Genomic DNA, 19,178 nt, shown 5'->3' with positions numbered 1-19,178 from the left:
AATCTAGGTGCTTTTTGTACCAACTTTGGACTTATTTTTTGTAAGTTTTTTTCAATTTTTAATAGATTGTTAATTTTCCCTAAATTAGAAATTTTAAAACCCTTAGAAAAATCATTACGTGCTAATTTTCCAATTGTATATAATAAAGTCTCATTATTTGCTTGTTTAGTAAAATCAAATATTAATTTGTTAAATAAAATTTTTTTGCCCGCAACTTGCCTTACAACATCTTCTATGTTTTTAGCAGTTACTATTCCTAATTTTTCAAGTAGTTTTGTTTCTTTTGCTAATTTTAAAATGGTTAAACGATTTAACATTATAATTCTCGTTTTTCTTTATAATATTTATTATAAAAACTAAATATAAATATTAGCAAATATTTATCCATTAAAAAGTTTCTTCCACTTTTAATTTATCATAATTTTGGGGTGCGAAAAAAATAAAAAAAGGAAATAAAATTTTCCTAAAAAAAATATTTTTTTTAAATTTTATTAATAATCTGCTCATTAATTAAAATAATAAATTTATCAAAAGTAGTAGTAATTTGATCTTCTTGCCCGTAAATTCGATAAGTAATCATTTTTTTATCGCGTTCTTGATCACCAATAACGATTTGATATGGAATTTTAGCAACTTGTGCTTCTCGAATTTTATAACTTAAACGTTCATCACGATCATCAATTGTTGTACGTAATTTTAACTTTTTAAATTGCTGGTGTAATTCATTAACATATTCCAAATGATGCTCATTATTAACTGGAATTATGACAATTTGTTTTGGAGATAATCAAAATGGTAAAACTCCTTTTGTTTGTTCTAATAAAATTGCTATAAAACGCTCATAAGTCCCAATTAAACCACGATGTAACATTACTGGCATTGCTTTTGCCCCTGTTGCATCAATATAACTTAAATTAAATTTTTTTGGTAATAAAAAATCAAATTGTAAGGTTGAAACAGTAATTTCATGGTTTAATGCTGTATTAATTTGAATATCCAACTTTGGTCCATAAAATGCTGCTTCTCCAATCATTGGCACATATGGAATTTTTAAATCATCTAATGCTTCTTGCAACATTTGTTCAACATGATTTCACATTTGATTATCATCATAATATTTTTCCTTATTTTCTGGATCACGTAATGACAATGAGTAATAATCAACAGTAATTTTTAAATCTGTTAAAACTTCATTAATTAATTTAAAACAACGTTTAAACTCTTCTTTCAACTGGTCATGACGTAAAAAGATGTGCGAATCAGTTAATTGCATCATTCGTACTCGTTCTAGACCTGTTAAACTTCCTGATGTCTCATATCGATGTAAAATAGCATGCTCAGCAATTCGTAATGGTAACTCACGATAACTACGTTGTTTATAATTATAAACAGCAATATGATGAGGGCAAGCCATTGGGCGTAAAACACTAATTTCATTATCTTGTGCCATCGGGGCAAACATATTTTCTTGGTAATGATCCCAGTGACCAGAAATTTTATACATTTCACTAGTTCCAATAACTGGTGTATCAACCTCAATAAAATCATATTCTCATTCTTTTTCTCGGATATATTCTTGGATAACTTTTTTTAATGCCATCCCATTTGGTAACCAAATGGGTAAACCGGGTCCAACTAATTTATCAAAAGTAAAAATTTCTAAATTCTTCCCAATTTTACGATGATCACGCTCTCTTCGTTCTTCATATGCGAATAATACTTGTTCAAATAATTCACGTGAAAAATGTGAACTTCCAGTTAATCGTTGCAACATTTTATTTTTAGCATCATCTTGTCAATATGCTCCTGCTAAGCTTCAAAGTTTCAGGACTTTAATATGTTTCAAACTTGTAACTGGATAAGTATTTGGCAAATACAATTCATTCCCAAGTAAATATCCACCTTGTTCTGCCCTTGTTTCTGCACAAAAAGTTAATAAATAGCGATTGTTATTATATCATTTTTTTGCATCGGCTAGTGCCCCTAAAACAGGCTTAATAGCAAGATTATTATTAATTAACTTTGTTACTTCCTGCTCTAAAGCACTAAGATCAGTTTCTTTTAAATGTGGTTCCACATCAAAGTCAACTAAAAAGGTATCATCTTGTACGGCAATTTTAGCAATTTTAGCAGTTGGATGTAAATTAGTAATTGCCTTTGCTGTTATTAATGCTGTTGTATAATGCAAAATTGCTAAAGCTAGCGGTGATTTATCAGTAATAATTTCTAATGTTCCATCAGTTGTTACTAAATAGTCTAAACCACGAACTTGGCCAGCAAAAACTCCACCAAAGGCAGCTTTTCCTAAACTTGATGCAATACTACTTGCTATAGCATGAATTGTTTGTGGTGTATTAAATTCACGAACTTGACCATCCGGTAATGTAATTTTAATCATTTGTCATCTTCCTTTCCAAAAAGTAAAACTCGCTCCCAATATTACTTAAAGCAATAATACTAGGAGCGAGTTCTTCGCGGTACCATCCTAATTAAATTAGGATTTAACCTAATTTATCTTTCACACTTAATAACGAAAAGTGCTTAAACGTAAACTAATTGCTGTTACTAGTAATCTAATCATTCTTTTATTAAGCTTCCATCACCCTTAACTTGCTGAGAAAAGAGGAATATTAGACCATGGGGAACTAGTTTAATTATTTAATTGTAATTTCTTTAATTTCTTCATTGCGAGCAAATAGAATTGTTGAACCAATTTTTGCCCCTCATTTTTTTGCCACTTCACAAATTGCTTTTTCATCTGTTTTAAATGCTTCATAATTATCAACTTTATTCATAAAAATTGAATGTCATGATCCAAAGGCAGTATATAATTCTGGTAATGGACTAACTCCTAAAATTACCACATTTGGGCGAAATTTTGAAATTGTTTTTAATAATTCCCCTGTATTTGAGACAACAACGGCATACTCATATTTTCCATCTTTACATTTATTTGCTAATTTTTTAGCAATATCAGCGCGTGGACCTGTTGTTGAATTCATAGCGTCTTCTAATTGCTTTTCATAGTACAATTTTGAATAAAATTCATGCTCTGCTCGTTTGTTAATCATTGCCATTGTATGAACAGCAATAAACGGATAATCACCATTTGCTGATTCACCTGATAACATCGTTGCATCAGAACCTAATTCTGTTGCAAAATAAACATCAGTTACTTCTGCTCGCGTTGGCGATGGATTTTCTGTCATTGTTTCTAACATTTGTGTTGCAACAATAACAATTTTCCCTGCTTCACGACATTTACGAATAATAATTTTTTCTCAATATGGAACATCATAATAAGGAATTTCTAAACCTAAATCTCCCCGTGCAACCATAATTCCATCAGCGGCGGCAATAATTTCATCAATATTATTAATTCCAATTTGTGATTCAATTTTGGCAATAATTTGAACATGTTCAGCTTTACACTCTTTTAATAATTTGCGAATTTCTTTGATATTACCAGCTGTGTTAACAAATGATGCTGCAATATAGTCAATCCCTTGTTCAACTCCAAATTTAATATCATTAATATCTTTTTCAGCTAAAAATGGTAATGTAAAGTCAACCCCTGGTAAATTAATTCGTTTGTTTGTTTTAACAATATGATGGTTGAAAGCTTTTGTTTCAATAATGCCTGGTTTAATACCAGTAACATTTAACTGTAATTTTCCATCATCAACTAGCACCACATCACCAACTTTTAAATCTTGTGACATATCATATGAAACAGTGATTTCTGTTCCAGTTCCTTCACGGTTTTGATATTCTGTTGGTAATGAATAAATCGTAACTGTTGCTCCAGAAACAATTTCTTGTTTCCCACCTTTCATTATTCCAGCACGAATTTCTGGCCCTTTCGTATCTAATAACACTGAAATTGGTTTTCCAATTTTAGCACTAACTTCTCGTGCTCATACAATTCGTGCTCCTTGTTCAGCATGATCTCCATGTGAAAAGTTTAAGCGAATTGTTGTCATTCCTGTTTTAAACAATTCTTCAATTGCACCCGATGAATGTGTACTTGGCCCAATTGTTGTAATAATTTTCGTTCTTTTCATTTTCTCGTTAATATTAAATTTATCCATTCTTTTGACAATCTCCTTCTAAAAATATCTTACCACCTTATTTTATCGCAAAATTATGATTTTTGATAAATATTCTGATTTAATTGATCAAATTTAGCTCAAATTTCTTTCCGTGATGAACGCGGAATACTTAATGCTTCCATAATTGGACGAGCAATAATTTGATCACCTTGATTACCAATTGCTAAACCACCTACGCCTGCAATAATTTGTTCAACAGCAAATTGTGCCATTTGAAAAGCACGATAACGGTCCATTGCCGTTGGATTACCACCCCGTTGAGTGTGTCCTAAAACTGTTGCACGAGTAATGTAACCACTTTTACTTTCAACTAATTTTGCTAATTTATGCACATCGGGATAAATCATTTCACTAACAACAACAATGACACTTCGCTTTTGTGCTTGATGTAACATTGCAACCCGATCAGCAATTTCTGTTTCAGATAAAGCAGCTTCATTAATTGAAATAATATCTGCTCCACCAGCAATCCCAGCGTATAAAGCAATATCGCTGCAAGCATGACCCATTACTTCAACAATTGAACAACGATTATGTGATTGCATTGTATCACGCAAGCGGTCAATTGCTTCAACAACAATATTAATTGCAGTATCAAACCCAATCGTATAATCTGATGAAGTGATATCATTATCAATTGTTCCCGGTAAAGCAATACAATTAATTCCCAGCTCTGTTAACCGTTGAGCACCTTGATAACTACCATCACCACCAATAACTACTAATGCCGCAATTTCTTGCTTTTTTAAAATATCAACAGCTTTTTTTTGTACTTCTGGGTCTTTAAATTCCGGTAAGCGTGCACTTCCAATCACAGTTCCCCCTAAAAGCATAATACTATCCGCAAAATTATTATCAACAACTTCCATTCAATTATTAATTAATCCTAAATAACCATCACGAATAATATATGTTTCTAGTCCTTTTGCATGTGCTGTTTTAATAACTCCCGCAATTGCAGCATTCATTCCTTGTGAATCACCACCAGATGTTAAAATTCCAATTTTTTTAAGCATGCTTTTTCTCCTTCTCTTTTGCTTGTTTCATCTTGTTTATATTAATTTTAGTTGATATTCTAAGATTGTAAAGATTTTTTTAACTAAAAAACATAAAAAACACTTTAATAAGTGTTTTTTATTTTGTTCTAAATAAGAAAAAGTTAATTCTTATGCTGCAGGTGTTGCTACTGTAGCTGTTACTTTTACATTAACTTTAAATTCACCAGAAATGTTTGCTGAATTATCTTTTGCTTTAACTGTTACTTTAACATCTTTTGCAGCTTTATAGTCTCCCTCTTCACCATTATTTGTAATTTCAAAATCACTTGCTACTGCATTTAATGCTTTCTTTTGTATAGCTTTTAAAACAGCATTTGCAAGATTTTTATCAGTATTAACTGCATTTAAATCAACTTTTTTAACTTGTTCTGGATTTACTACTTTAATTGCTACATTTTGGTCAGCTACTGTTACATCTGAAATATCTACTTTTTTTCCTTCTCCGTATTTTGGTAAAGTTACTTTAATGTATTCTGATTTACCAATAACAACATTTTTATCTTTTGCTGGAGTAATTTGAACATAAACTTCAACTTTACCTTCTTCTAAATTAATTGTTGTTAATGATGTACCTTGGTTGTCTTTATAAACATCAAATTGAAAATCAGTTGCTGTTGCTGTTTTTAAAACTCCTTGCACTGCTTTTAAAACATTAGCTTCTAAAGCTGTTTTAATTTCAGCGTTTGTAACTTCTTTTGGGTTTGCTACTGCTACAGTTGCAGGTGCTACAATTTTTTTAACTATTGATAAATTATTACTTTCAGTTTTATTACATGCAACCACTGATGTTGTTCCGACAGCTGATACACCAAAAACTGCTAAAATCGATAAAAGTTTTTTCATTTCTTATATTTCCTTTCTCTATTAAGTAGTGTTTTTATTAAAAAGCAAATGTAATTAAAATTACATTGAATATATAAGAGAAAAATAACATTAATAATAATTATTAATTGCTTCTAACCCTACTTTATACAATTTATATCTTTCTTTTTTCTTTCCCTTATAGGAGCAATTGTACAATAATTTTTTTAAAAAAACAATAAATATTTCTTAAAAAAACAAAAAAATATTTTCCAAATAAATTGCTTAATCTTTTTTTGTTTTTTCGTCTTCTTTTGGTTCAGAAACTGGTGCTTCACTGTTTTCTTGTTCACTAACTTTTAATTCTGGCTCGGCTTGACCATCAACAAATGGCATAATTTCTTGATTTAATAAATTAACATTATTAACCATAAATTGTCCCGCTTGACTTGCTAAAGAAAAACGACATTTCTTTTTACTACGGCTTCCTTCAATATAATAAATTACTAATTGATTTGTTTTATCATTGCGTTCAACACGAGTAATTTTTTGAATTAAAATTCGTTCTCCTAAAAAAGCAATTTCTTTTTCATCAATTCCAACGGCAATTAGTTGTAAAAATAAGAAAATATAAATTCCTACCCCAACTGTTAAACCAAAAGCCAATACAATCATAATAATTAACGGTGCAGTTGATGATAAATTAATAACAAATTGGAATAAAAATCCAAGAATAACAATTGGTAAATTAATTCCTAACACTGTAAATAAAATAATTAAAATTTTTTTATTAATAAAACGTGGTTTAAATTCTCGTTTTGTAAAACTAATTAAATAACCAATAATTGATAAACTAACTGCAACAAATAAGAATGCTGCCATTGAGATTGCAATTATTGTTCCTTTTTCAGTATTTTCCACTTTTAGGTTTTCCTTTCTATCACAATTATTCTTACTTGCGAACTTGTGCCATTACTTCTGAAGCAAAATCAACTTTTTCTTTTTCAATTCCTTCACCAACTTCATAACGAATTATATCAACAACATTAACATTATTTGCTTTTATAACATCACTAATTTTTTGATCAGGATTAACAACAAAAACCTGGTCTAAAAATGATATTTCTGCTAATTGTTTATTTAAACGCCCTTCAACCATTTTTTCTAAAATATTATCTGGTTTTCCAGCATTTTTTGGATTATTTTTTGCTTCAGCAGTTAAAATTGCTTTTTCACTATTTAAAAAATCTACTGAAATGTCATCTCGTGAAATAAATTGTGGTCGCATTGCAGAAACATGCATTGCTAGTTGTTTTCCAATTGTTTCGTCAATCTTACCACTAAAAATTAAAACAGTTGCAATACGATTATTAGAATGTAAATAAACTCCTAGTGATTGATCTGTTTTTAAATGCACTGTTTTAAAACGGCGTAAAGTAATCTTTTCACCAATTGTTGCAATAGCATGAACAATAACAGTTTCTAATGGTTCACCATTAACTGACACTTTTAATGCATCTTCCACAGTTTTTGGGTCATTATTAATTAAGGTTTCTCCTACAGTTGCCATTAAATCTAAAAATTGTTTATTTTTTGCAACAAAATCAGTTTCTGAATTAACTTCAAAAATAGCTGTTTTATCACCTTTAGTTACTAAACCTACTAATCCTTCTGCAGCAACTCGATCAGATTTTTTAGCCGCTTTGGTAATGCCTTTTTCACGTAACCATGTAATTGCTTCTTCAATATTCCCGTCAGTAGCTTCTAATGCTTTTTTGCAATCTAGCATTCCGGCTCCTGTTCTATCTCTTAATTCTTTTACTAATTGTGCAGTAACTGCCATACTAATTCTCCTTTCAAATTTAATGTTCTTGTATTGAAACTAACCAGTTAATACAATCTAATTTTTATGTTATTTTTTTACTATTTTATTATCAACAATTGTTAAATGCTTGCTTAATTCACTAACCATTTCAGCTTTTTTTGCTTTTGGTAAAGCAAATCCTTCACTAAGAATTTCTAACTCATCAACTTTTAATTTTGATAATGTTTTCTCTAAATCATTATCAACTACATTAATTGTATTGAAATTAAAACTTGGTGCTGGTGTTGTTGCAACAGGTTCTGCTCCAACAGGTGCCTCTTCTTTTCCTGAAGTTGGTGCTTTATGTGAATAATGTGTGTCTCTTCCACGTTCATTTCTTCCGCTCATTCTTCGATTATCGTATTGTCCACCACGTGAATTACGATTCTCATCACCATCACGGCGAGTAAATTCACTTGGTTTAAATTGAGGTTCTGGCATTTTAATTCCCATTGCATCACCATATAAATCAGCAATATGATGAGTAATAATTGCAATTGAACGTGAAGTATCATCATTTGCTGGAATAATATAGTCAATTGGGTCTGGGTCAACATTTGTATCACAAATAGCAATGACTGGAATTCGTAATTTACGTGCTTCTCGAACAGCAATATGTTCTTCTTTTGGATCAACCACAAATAATGCTTGTGGTAATTCCTTCATCCCTTTAATTCCACCTAAGAATTTTTCTAATTTATCTTTTTCTTTTTTAATTAACATTTGCTCTTTTTTTGGTAACAATTTTAATTCACCATTTTTTTCTTGGCGTTCAATATTTCATAATCGTTTAACACGTAAATGAATTGTTTTTAAGTTTGTTAATGTTCCTCCTAATCAACGTTGATTAACATAAAAACATTCGCAACGTTCTGCTGCATCCTTAACAATTCATTTTGCTTGTTTTTTTGTTCCAACAAATAAGATTTTTCCTTTGCGGGCAGCAATATTTGCCATTAATTTTTTAACATCTTCTAATCTTCATAATGTTTGTTGTAAATCAATAATGTGAATCTTATTCTTTTCACCATAAATATATGGTTTCATTTTTGGATTTCATCGTTTTGTTTGATGCCCAAACTGAGCACCAGCTTCTCATAACATTTCTCTTGTTAATTCTTTTGCCATATTTCTATTTAATTCTCCTTTTCGTTAAAACATCCATTTATTTCTAACATTTACCACTATCTTATTAAAACAAATAGCACTAGGCAAATTAATCCATAAATGTGTATTGTATATCATTAATTTTATTGAATACAAGCAATAAAATTATAACATATTTTGTTTTAAACAAACAAATAAAAATGTTATTTATCAAAGATAAATAACATTTTTGGCTGTTCATTTGGTTTCTGTTCATTTTTTTATTATTGTGTTTTAATTAAAAATTGTTTGTTTTTCAAGGTTTTATAATTTTTAAATAAATAAAAATAAGTAAATCAAAAAATAACAAATATTTTTAATTCAACATTTTTAATGTCCAATCATTAGGATTAATTTCTTCCTTTGAAAAATTAATTAATGGCAAATTCGGATTAAGCTGCTGCAATGTTAAAATTTTAATTGAATCTAAATTTTCAAGTTGATAAATCTCATCTTTTGAACGAGTTAACAACTGCTGCAAATACAATACTAAAATAAATAAAGCAAATAAATCCACAATTAATGTTGCAATAGAATAAATTTGTTGGAACAATTGACGCAATTTAATATTTTCTTCTAACATCATTGGAATTGATAATTTTGAAGTATTATTAATAATATTAAAAAGAATTAAAATAATAACAAAACGAATAACATTGCTTTTTTCATCTTGACGAGTTAAAAGACCACATAATTGTAAACTAGCAATAAAAATAGTTATTACTAAAATGGTTAATAAAATAAATAATTCTTTATCATAGCGAAGATTCACATCATTAAAATTATTAAGAATAACGGGGCCAATAATAACAAACGGTGAAGCATAAACAATATATAACAAAAGCGAAACTAAACGCCGACTATTGAAAATCATAGCCATGGTAATGGTTAATTGTACATATGAATATCCTGTTAATAATATTCGATAATAACTTGGATCAATTGAATAGTCTGGTACTAACACTAAATTTCAAATTAATTTACTAAAGAAAAAAATACTAATTCCACCAATAATTGAAACAAAATTTAGTAAACTACGCGAAGCACTAATTTTTTTACTTTTATAATGTAAAAAAGTTCATGATGAAAGAATTGTAAATAAAAAAAAGGCAGAAAAAATAAACATTCATAAAAAGAACTTCAAGACACCATCACTGATTTCAAGAATTCATTGACGAATAAAAGGATTGCTACAAAAGTCTTTAAATAATATATCATCAAATGAATAATTCATTAATGTTTTCTCCCCCTTTTTGTAAATTTCTTCACTATCATTATACTCTACTTTTGTCAAAAAAAACAAAAAAACAATTATTAAAAATTGTTAAAAAGTTGAAAAAATTGCAAAGCCAACACTATAATCTCGCTCATGGCTAAGGGAAATATGAATAAGTTCATTTTGTTTTAACGAAAGACCTTCAACATGAAGATTATTATCATCTTTTAAACAAATTGTTACTTCGTTTAAAATTACCTTAGTTTCTAAGGCTTTAATTAAAGCTTCTTTTACTGCTCATCGGCCTGCTAAAAATTGTCGTTGAGCATTTTTATTAAAAAAAGATGCATATTGTTTTATTTCAACTGGACTTAATACTTTTTGAATGAATGCTGTCGATAGTTTAATTCGTTTATTTTGAATAATATCAATACCAACATTTTTAATCATAATTTTTTCCTCCGTTTGATAACTTATTAATATTTTAACAAAAAAGGATGAAAAACGATATAATAATTTTATAAAAGAAAACAATGAGGCCCATCATATGAATAATATCAGTTTTAAAAAAGTTGATTCCACAATTATTAAAGCGATTAGTACTGCCTATCAAACTTATGCAATTAATAATACAGATCCCAATAAAGTTAGTGTTTTTAATAAAAATGGAATTATTATTACAATTTATAAAACAAAAAGTGTTTTGTTCCAAGGCTATCAAGCTGAAAAAGAAGCACAGCGTTTTTTTCCATCCTTAACCAGTTCTTTACCAAATAAAAATGTCTCTGCTCCAGTTACATATTTTCAAAAAGATGTTATTGGTAATGACGAAGTTGGTGTTGGCGATATTTTTGGTCCGCTAGTTGTTACCGCTTCTTATCTTCCTATTGCAACTTTTAATGAATTATCAAAGTTACCAATCAAAGATAGTAAAAAGATGACAAAACAACAAATTTTAAGTTTAGTCCCAAAAATTAAAAAAATGGTCAAAAGTATCACTATTATTATTAATAATGAACTTTATAATAAATGATATACTAAATATCAAAACGCCCATATTATTAAAACCTTAGCCCATAATCAAGCTTTAGTCCAATTATTAGCAAAATATCAGTTAACTAATAAAACAATTTTTATTGACCAATTTGTTAATGAAACAAAATATTTTGAATATTTACAACAAACTAAAATGAGTTCAATTATAAAAGATAACCTTGTTTTTATCACTAAAGGAGAAGAAAAATCATTAGCCATTGCTTGTAGCGCTATTTTAAGTCGTGCAGTCTTTCTAATTAAAATTAATGAACTTGAAACAAAATATCATTTATCATTCCCCTTAGGAGCCAGTGAAGATGTTAAAGCACTAGCCCGTAAATATAAAGAAATAATGCCAACAACTATTTATACTCAATTTTTAAAAGAGCATTTTAATTTAACAAAAAAATAATCTTCTAGAAAGATTATTTTTCATCTTCATCAAAAGAAATTATTTCATTAGGAATTATTTTTGCTTTATATTTTAATGGTTGTTGGTTTGTTGCTAAATAAGCATCTAAATCTGCTTTTGAATATTTGTGATTATTTAAACATAATGTTGCAATTATAATATCAAAGACAGGACCAAGAATTCAAATTCAATTAAAACATACTAACGCAATTGAACAAAAACCAACAACAATTCGAGCTCAATAAAAATTTTTTAATCCTAAAATGGAAAAAAGTAATGTAATAATGCTAAAAATGCTAATAATAATACTGAAAACTAAAACAAGTTCTTTTTGATAAGGATAATTTAAGATTTTTGACCACATATCACGATAAAGATAATATAGAACGGAAAAAATAATGTTAAAAATAGCAACTAAAATCGCTAGGATCATGGCAATTTTACCTTTTTGATCTAATTGGCGATGTTGTTTAATATTTATCATAATTTTAATTTGGTCAACTTTTGTAATATTATTTTCTTTAATTTGCTTGCGAAAATAAAATAAGTTATTAATTCAAATATAAAAATATTGAAATGAAGTACATAGCGTAAAAATTAACACTGATCCAACAGCTAACAAAGCAAAGCCATTTGTTGCATAAAAATTTAAGAAAAAATAAGGAAATAAAGTATTGTCTGGTTGGTCATCACTGTGCCGAATATAACCACGAATTAAAATACAAATTAAATATAGGGTTGGATATAAACAAATTAATCAATAATTTGTTTTATGATGGATTTCAAATTTGTAAAATGTATCACCAGCTGTGACAATGTAACTTAAAATCATCGCAATTGGAATAATGGTATGCAAAATAAATGTTGAAATTCATTCATAAACACTCATATTTGTTACTATATCACCTTGAACTGCTAACCCTAATCAAAATACTAGCATTGTCATTGTAATATAAACTGTTACCATTAATCGAATAATAAAATCTGGTTTTGTATTTTTAAATTTTTTTTGAAATAAATAAAAAACAAAATAAACAAAAACTAAATAATTTGTTTGCGTCGTAAAATATGAATAATAATGGCTTAAGCGCTCCCCATAAGTTGGTAACTGCCCATAAATGCCACTGTTTGTTTTTAAAACTAAAATAAAATCACAAACTAAAAAAACAAAAATTAACATAATACCAATAATCCGATAAATTAATAATTTCCGATCCGTAAAAAAATGCTTCATCTAAAAAAACCTTTCTGCCTCTAATATTTGATAAATAAAATAAGTTACTAAAGTATTTTGTTAATATTTGATAATTGATAGTTTTATTTGTAAATTAATTATTTTTCCTTTTGTCGTTCTACTATAACATTAATAATTGGTAAACAACGATAACGAACTTGTGCTTGGTCAAACATCCGTTTTGCTGCTTGATTATCATCGCTACCTTCGTATTTGTCATCATCATAAATAACTTCTTTAATTCCAGCTTGAATAATAATTTTTGTACATTCTGCACAAGGAAATAAAGTTGTATAAATCCGACAGTTTTCTAAATTTGTTCGTGCACTTAAAATGGCATTCAATTCAGCATGCGCAACATAAGGATATTTTGTTTCTAAATATTTCCCTTCTCGCGATCATGGAAAATCATCATCATTTAAGCCACGGGGTAAACCATTATAACCTGTCGCAATAATTTGTCCAATTTGATTAACAACACAACTGCCAACTTGGGTATAGGGGTCTTTGCTTCGCATTGCACAAACATGCGCAACGCTTAAGAAGAAATCATCTCATGATAAATAATCATTACGTTTTTTCTGTGCTACTGTTGTCATAAATTAGAGATTCCTTCCTTCAAGTTAAAAAAAATATCATTAAGATTAACTTGACTTTGTAACAAAAAGATTGGTCAATTTGCTTTTGGATAAAAATAATAATTATTTAACATCTCTTCAATTGCGCTCCGTTCCAATAAACCTGCGCGGTAATAACTCAATAATGCATTAATAACAGCGCTATTAAAAGGTGGAACATAACGGATTCATAATAATGCAATTGTACTAACCACTATCATTGTTACAATAATAAAAACCGGATATAATATTGTTCAATTAACACGATATGAACGGTTAAATTCTAAGGCATAACCAAGAGCACTACCAACAAAAAAGCCAACAAAATTAATTAAATAAAATGAATAACCTAAAAAGATTGGCATTATTAATAACCAAAGCATAATAATTAAAGTTCGTTGGTTTGCAATTAGAGCCCCTAAATCTTCTTTACCATAATTATAGCTAAATAAACTTCCTCATAAAATTGCTAATAAAATTGTTAACCCACCAAAAATTCAATTTGGTAATACGGCTGCTAAAAAGACTCCCGCTAACGGAATTCCAACCACTAAAATGATTGATAAGCGTCAACGTCCTAAAAGAGCTTCCACATAACGAGCAACACTAAAAATCAGAAATAAATTTAAAACTACTAACAATGGATTGCTTGAAAATAAAACATATGTTCATAATCGTCATCATTGATTATTTCAAATTAATAAATCACGTGTAAGCCCACCATAAACAAGTTGGGTCGCTCCTTCACTTAAACCTTGGGTATTAAAAATTTGAGAACCAAAAAAGATTCCAACAATTGGAATAATTAATAACAAAGCAATTAAAACTCAAGTAACACCAAGGTTATTGACACTTAATTTATCACTTAGTTGTTTTAAATTTTTTGTTAATTTACTATTAGGATCTTTAATCCCATCTAAAATTTCCTCAGTTGTCATTCCAGCCATTGAAGTATCATTTTCGTTATTTTTTTGCAACATTGTAATATTAGGATAATAAGTACTTAAACGATCAAGATAATTATTTTTATCAACAAATAATGTTACATCGCCATTATCATCTTTATAAATTTGCGAATGATTTTCAATTAAAACAATTGATAAAATAGTAAGTTTTGCGCGTTGAAACTTCTTATTTAAAAAAGTCCTTAACGTTTGCACAACTTCATCATTAATGATGAAGTCATTAAATTCACCACTAAAATCATCAATAATTTTAATAATTTGAAATTCTTTACTATCAACTTTATATAAATAAACATTATTATTGCGTGGTTTATTTTTATAAACATTGTATTTTTCTTGTTTTAAAAAATAATCAACTAGAGATAACTTATCTTTATCAAAACTCATTGTTTTCTATCCTTTCGCGCGTAATATTGCTAATCTTTGTTCAAACTCTTGTGGTAAGGCTGCTGTAATGGTCAGAGATTCTTTAGTAACTGGATGAATAAACCTTAATTGATATGCATGCAGATATTGTCCAAAGCTTTCTTTTTTATCAGCGACTGTGCCATATAACGGATCACCAACAATAGGATGATTAATGTATTTTAGATGGGCTCGAATTTGATGAGTTCGTCCGCTTTCTAATTCACACTCTATATAAGTATAATCATTAAAGCGTTCAATTACAACAATATTAGTTACTGCTTTTTTAGAATTTTTTGCTGTGACTACCATTTTCTTACGGTTATTAGGGTCACGCCCAATCGGCGCGTCAATTTTTGCCCGATTTTCAATGATTTGACCATGAACAAGAGCTAAATAGTCGCGTTGTAACTGCTTTGTTTGAATTTGTTGCTGTAGTTGATGATGAACAACATCATTTTTAGCAATAATTAAAGTTCCCGTTGTTTGGCGATCAATCCGGTGCACAATTCCAGGCCGTTGTTCACCACTAGCAGTTGACCACTGCACCCCTCGTGCTAATAAAGCATTAACTAAAGTATCATTCTGGTGCCCTGGGGCTGGATGAACAACTAAATTATTTCGTTTATCAATAACCATTAAATAACTATCTTCATACAAAATTGTTAATGGGATTGCCAAGGGTGTTAATTCACTTGCTTTAGCACTTGGAAATTCAATGATAACATGGTCTCCAATTTGACTAACATAATTTGCCCGTACAACTTGCCCATTAACTTGAACTTTCTCTTGCTTAATTAATTCTTGTATTTTAGTTCGTGAAAAAGGAGTGGTATTTGTTTTAAAATAATCAGTTAAAATTTTATCAATTCGAGCTGATGATGAAACAATTAACGTAAACTTAGCCATTTGAATTCGAATGCTCTTCACGTTTGTTTCGTGCTCGTTCACGATAAAACTGAATAATTTCAATAATAATAGCAAGAATTAAGACAATAACACCAAATGTTACTCAAGTATCAGCTAAATTAAACACACTATAAGGTGGAAATAAAATTCATGCTAGAAAATCAACAACACCACCATGATTTCACATTCGGTCAATTAAATTCCCAAAGCCACCCGTCGTAATCATAATTAAACCAACGGCGGCAATTTTATTATTAATATATAAAAAAATACTAAATGCAAGCAAAGTAATGAAAACTGCACCAACAATGACAAGTGGAAGATTATCATCGTTTCTCCCAAAAGCAATTCCTTTATTAACCATAAATTTAAAATTAATAAATCCATCAAGAAATTTAACTTCGTGAGCCGCTGGGTCATGTGGCAATAAATGAAAAGCTAATTGCTTCGTAATAATATCTAAAATTAATAACGAAATAAAAATTGATAGGCAAACTTGGAGTTTATATTTTCAAATATAATTCCGATTTTTAAAATGGTCTTTAAAATCATATCAAAATTGTTTTGTTCGTTCTTTCATTTGCTTTTGACTCCTTTTTCGTTTTATACATTATCGCACATTTTTTGCCGATAAAACATTAAAACAACGATTACAAATTTCATTATTTTGTCCATTTAACTGATTATAAATCATTCAACAACGTTGGCATTTTAGACCATCTTTTTCTTGAACTTTTAAATAACTAGTTTCATATTCCGTTAAGTTCTGATGGTCAGTAGTAAAAATAATTTCACTAACAATAAAAATTTGATATAAATCTTTAATTGTTGCTAAACTTGCATAGACTGGTTTTAAAACAATCGTTACTTGACACTCTAATGATTTTTTAATTTCTTTTTGTTCACGACGACGTTCTAATTCTTTGTTAACATCATCTCGTAACTTTAATACTTGGTCTCATTTTGCAACTAACTTATCATTAATTGACATTGTTAAAACAAAATTTTCTTCTAAATGAACCGAGCTTTGTTGGTGGGGATATGTAATAAAGCGGTGGCTTTCTTCAACGGTATGCGGAATAATTGGTTTTAAAACATCAACTAAAATCCGATATAAATAATATAATGTTGTTTGGACCGCACGACGACGTGGTGATTTCATTTCCTCAATATATAAAATATCTTTTGTAAAATCCAAATAAAATTTTGATAATGTTGTTGTAACAAAATTATTAATTAAAGTATAAACATTATTAAAATTAAATTCTTCATAATTTTTATTTACTTTTTGTTGAAATTCACGAGCTAAATGTAAGACATAATAATCAACTTCCGCTAATTTTGGTTGTAAATCTGTTAGTGGATTAAAATCATTTAAATTTGCTAACAAAAACCGCAATGTATTACGAATTTTTCGATAAGCTTCAGCAATTTGTTTTAAAATTTCTGAACCAATTTTAACATCATCACGATAATCAACCGAAGCTACTCACATTCGCAAAATATCAGCCCCATACTGGTCAGTAATCGATAATGGGGAGATAACATTGCCCAATGATTTACTCATTTTTCGCCCTTTTTCATCATTAGCAAACCCATGTGATAAAACAACTTGATAAGGAGCATGTCCTGTTGCAACAACCGAAGTAATTAGCGATGAATTGAATCACCCTCGAAATTGATCAATTCCTTCCAAATAAACATTAACGGAATGGGGCAAATGATATTCTTTGGTTACTGCTAAATTACTAACTCCACTATCAAATCAAACATCCATAATATCTTGTTCTTTTCGTCAATTGCGATTTTGATAAGCTGGTGGTAACAGTTGATCAGCACTTCATTCAAATCAAATGTCCGTTGTTTTTGCTTTTGCAAATAAATTAATAACATGTTCAATTAATTCTGGTGTAAATTGTGGTTGATTGTTTTCATCATAAAAGGCAATAATTGGCACACCCCATAATCTTTGTCGAGAAATACATCAATCCTGACGATTTTCAATCATTGTTTCCATTCTTTTTGCTGCTCATTGTGGATTCCATTGTACTTGTTTAATTTCACTTAATAATTCTGGTTTAATTTTTTCAATTGAAACAAATCATTGTGCTGTTGCTCGGTAAATAACTGGTTTTTTTGTTCGTCAATCAATTGGATAACGATGCTTTGTAAACTTTAATTTTAACAAAGCGCCATTTTGTTCTAATCGTTGTCCAATTATTTTATTAGCATCTTCATAATAAACACCAACTAAACTATTATCTTCTACTTCAGCGGTATATTTTCCAGCATCATCTAATGGGGCAAAGATTGGAATATTATTAGCCCGCGCAATTAAATAATCATCTTCACCAAATCCGGATGCTGTATGAACAATTCCTGTTCCAGCTTCAACAGTAACATGGTGGCCAAGCACAACAAGACTATCACGTTCATATAAAGGATGTTTTGTAATAATGCCAACTAATTTGGCACCAACCACTTCTTTTACAATTTTAACTTTTTTTCAATTTAATAATGTTTGCAGTTGGTCTAATAAAGCCTTAGCAAATAAATATTTTTCACCCTCAACAAGTACTTCAACATAAACAATATCTTTGCCGACCGCTAATAATTGATTCATTGGAATTGTTCACGGTGTTGTTGTTCAAATCAAAAATTTTGTTCCTGGGTTAATTGTCTTATTTCCTGTTGTCACCGTAAAAGTTACATAAATTGATGGTGATGTTAAATCAGCATATTCAATTTCTGCCTCTGCTAAAGCTGACTCACTTGAAGGTGATCAATAAATTGGTTTTAATTGCCGATAAACTAATTTTTTTTGGACCATTGTTTGAAATAAACGTAATTGTTCTAATTCATATGCCAAATCTAATGTCACATATTTTTGCTGAAAATCACTAAATAATCCTAACCGACTAAATTGCGTAATTTGTTTTTCAATTTGGTCTAAAGCATATTGGCGACAAATTTGGCGAAATGCGACTGGGGGGGTTGTTTTCCGATCAACTCCACTTTTAACAACAGCAGTTTCAATTGGCAAACCATGCGTATCTCAGCCACAAATTCACGGACTATAAAATCCTTTTTGGTTATAATAACGAACAATAAAATCTTTTAAGATTTTATTTAAGGCGTGACCAACATGTAAATCTCCGTTTGCATACGGAGGCCCATCATGTAAAATAAAGGCTTGGTTGCTAACATTATGTTGGTAGCGTGCTGAAACAACATTTGTTTTAAGTCATTCTAACTGAATTTGTGGTTCTTTTTCCGCCAAGTTAGCTTTCATTTCAAATAAAGTATTGGGAGTTAATAATGTATCTTTATAATTCATTCGTGTTTTTTTCCTTTCTGTCATAAAAAAAGTAAGACTATAAGAGCGCCAATGCGCGGTACCATCT

Annotated in this window: 17 protein-coding genes; 1 reads left to right on the top strand and 16 read right to left on the bottom strand. The window is 29.3% G+C overall.

Annotated elements, in window-relative coordinates; translation table 4 throughout:
- From C6B38_RS08260 to C6B38_RS08215, 10 genes are all read right to left on the bottom strand, one after another.
- The coding region (locus C6B38_RS08260) for a hypothetical protein (protein ID WP_146693370.1) at positions 1 to 317 on the bottom strand (317 nt) is incomplete at its 3' end.
- A 164-nt stretch (positions 318 to 481) separates the two neighbouring features.
- Positions 482 to 2,398: a threonine--tRNA ligase gene (thrS, locus tag C6B38_RS08255; RefSeq protein ID WP_105299269.1), complete on the bottom strand. Its 1,917-nt coding sequence runs from the start codon at positions 2,396 to 2,398 to the stop codon at positions 482 to 484.
- Positions 2,399 to 2,654: 256 nt separating this feature from the next.
- On the bottom strand, positions 2,655 to 4,091 hold the full coding sequence (pyk, locus tag C6B38_RS08250) for a pyruvate kinase (RefSeq protein ID WP_105299268.1): 1,437 nt from the start codon (positions 4,089 to 4,091) through the stop codon (positions 2,655 to 2,657).
- 53 nt (positions 4,092 to 4,144) lie between these two features.
- Positions 4,145 to 5,128, bottom strand: coding sequence for a 6-phosphofructokinase (gene pfkA / locus C6B38_RS08245; RefSeq protein WP_105299267.1), 984 nt, complete (start codon positions 5,126 to 5,128; stop codon positions 4,145 to 4,147).
- Positions 5,129 to 5,278: 150 nt separating this feature from the next.
- Positions 5,279 to 6,013: a spiralin lipoprotein gene (locus C6B38_RS08240; RefSeq protein ID WP_105299266.1), complete on the bottom strand. Its 735-nt coding sequence runs from the start codon at positions 6,011 to 6,013 to the stop codon at positions 5,279 to 5,281.
- A 243-nt stretch (positions 6,014 to 6,256) separates the two neighbouring features.
- Entirely contained in the window at positions 6,257 to 6,892 is a 636-nt protein-coding gene (locus C6B38_RS08235) for a hypothetical protein (RefSeq protein ID WP_105299265.1), read from the bottom strand.
- A gap of 31 nt (positions 6,893 to 6,923) precedes the next feature.
- Positions 6,924 to 7,814: a translation elongation factor Ts gene (tsf, locus tag C6B38_RS08230; protein WP_105299264.1), complete on the bottom strand. Its 891-nt coding sequence runs from the start codon at positions 7,812 to 7,814 to the stop codon at positions 6,924 to 6,926.
- Between the two features lie 69 nt (positions 7,815 to 7,883).
- Positions 7,884 to 8,963, bottom strand: coding sequence for a 30S ribosomal protein S2 (gene rpsB, locus C6B38_RS08225; protein WP_105299263.1), 1,080 nt, complete (start codon positions 8,961 to 8,963; stop codon positions 7,884 to 7,886).
- A 334-nt stretch (positions 8,964 to 9,297) separates the two neighbouring features.
- Positions 9,298 to 10,215 carry a hypothetical protein gene (locus tag C6B38_RS08220; RefSeq protein WP_105299262.1) on the bottom strand — a complete coding sequence of 306 codons (918 nt, stop codon included), beginning with the start codon at positions 10,213 to 10,215 and terminating at the stop codon, positions 9,298 to 9,300.
- A gap of 90 nt (positions 10,216 to 10,305) precedes the next feature.
- Complete coding sequence (locus tag C6B38_RS08215) at positions 10,306 to 10,647, bottom strand: holo-ACP synthase (protein ID WP_105299261.1); 342 nt, start codon at positions 10,645 to 10,647, stop codon at positions 10,306 to 10,308.
- 97 nt (positions 10,648 to 10,744) lie between these two features.
- Between C6B38_RS08215 and rnhC the strand changes: the two genes are divergently transcribed.
- Positions 10,745 to 11,644 (top strand): ribonuclease HIII, encoded by a 900-nt coding sequence (rnhC, locus tag C6B38_RS08210; RefSeq protein ID WP_105299260.1) that lies wholly within the window; start codon positions 10,745 to 10,747, stop codon positions 11,642 to 11,644.
- 13 nt (positions 11,645 to 11,657) lie between these two features.
- Here rnhC and C6B38_RS08205 read toward each other — a convergent pair whose 3' ends face one another.
- The 6 genes from C6B38_RS08205 to ileS form a co-directional block, all read right to left on the bottom strand.
- On the bottom strand, positions 11,658 to 12,878 hold the full coding sequence (locus tag C6B38_RS08205; RefSeq protein ID WP_105299259.1) for a hypothetical protein: 1,221 nt from the start codon (positions 12,876 to 12,878) through the stop codon (positions 11,658 to 11,660).
- Positions 12,879 to 12,976: 98 nt separating this feature from the next.
- Positions 12,977 to 13,477, bottom strand: a complete 501-nt coding sequence (locus C6B38_RS08200) for a deoxycytidylate deaminase (RefSeq protein WP_105299258.1) — start codon at positions 13,475 to 13,477, stop codon at positions 12,977 to 12,979.
- Entirely contained in the window at positions 13,465 to 14,847 is a 1,383-nt protein-coding gene (locus C6B38_RS08195; RefSeq protein ID WP_105299257.1) for a rhomboid family intramembrane serine protease, read from the bottom strand. Before C6B38_RS08195 ends, C6B38_RS08200 begins: the two co-directional genes overlap by 13 nt.
- Before the next feature lie 6 nt (positions 14,848 to 14,853).
- Positions 14,854 to 15,774: an RluA family pseudouridine synthase gene (locus C6B38_RS08190; protein WP_105299256.1), complete on the bottom strand. Its 921-nt coding sequence runs from the start codon at positions 15,772 to 15,774 to the stop codon at positions 14,854 to 14,856.
- A complete protein-coding gene (gene lspA, locus C6B38_RS08185) occupies positions 15,767 to 16,354 on the bottom strand; it encodes a signal peptidase II (protein WP_105299255.1) in 588 nt (195 codons plus the stop codon). Before lspA ends, C6B38_RS08190 begins: the two co-directional genes overlap by 8 nt.
- A 30-nt stretch (positions 16,355 to 16,384) precedes the next feature.
- On the bottom strand, positions 16,385 to 19,111 hold the full coding sequence (ileS, locus tag C6B38_RS08180; protein WP_105299254.1) for an isoleucine--tRNA ligase: 2,727 nt from the start codon (positions 19,109 to 19,111) through the stop codon (positions 16,385 to 16,387).
- Positions 19,112 to 19,178: the final 67 nt, after the last annotated feature.

Origin of the sequence: Spiroplasma sp. ChiS, assembly GCF_002968355.1 — a bacterium.
Lineage (GTDB): Bacteria > Bacillota_I > Bacilli_A > Mycoplasmatales > Mycoplasmataceae > Spiroplasma > Spiroplasma citri.
This window is presented reverse-complemented; position numbering and strand designations above follow the sequence as displayed.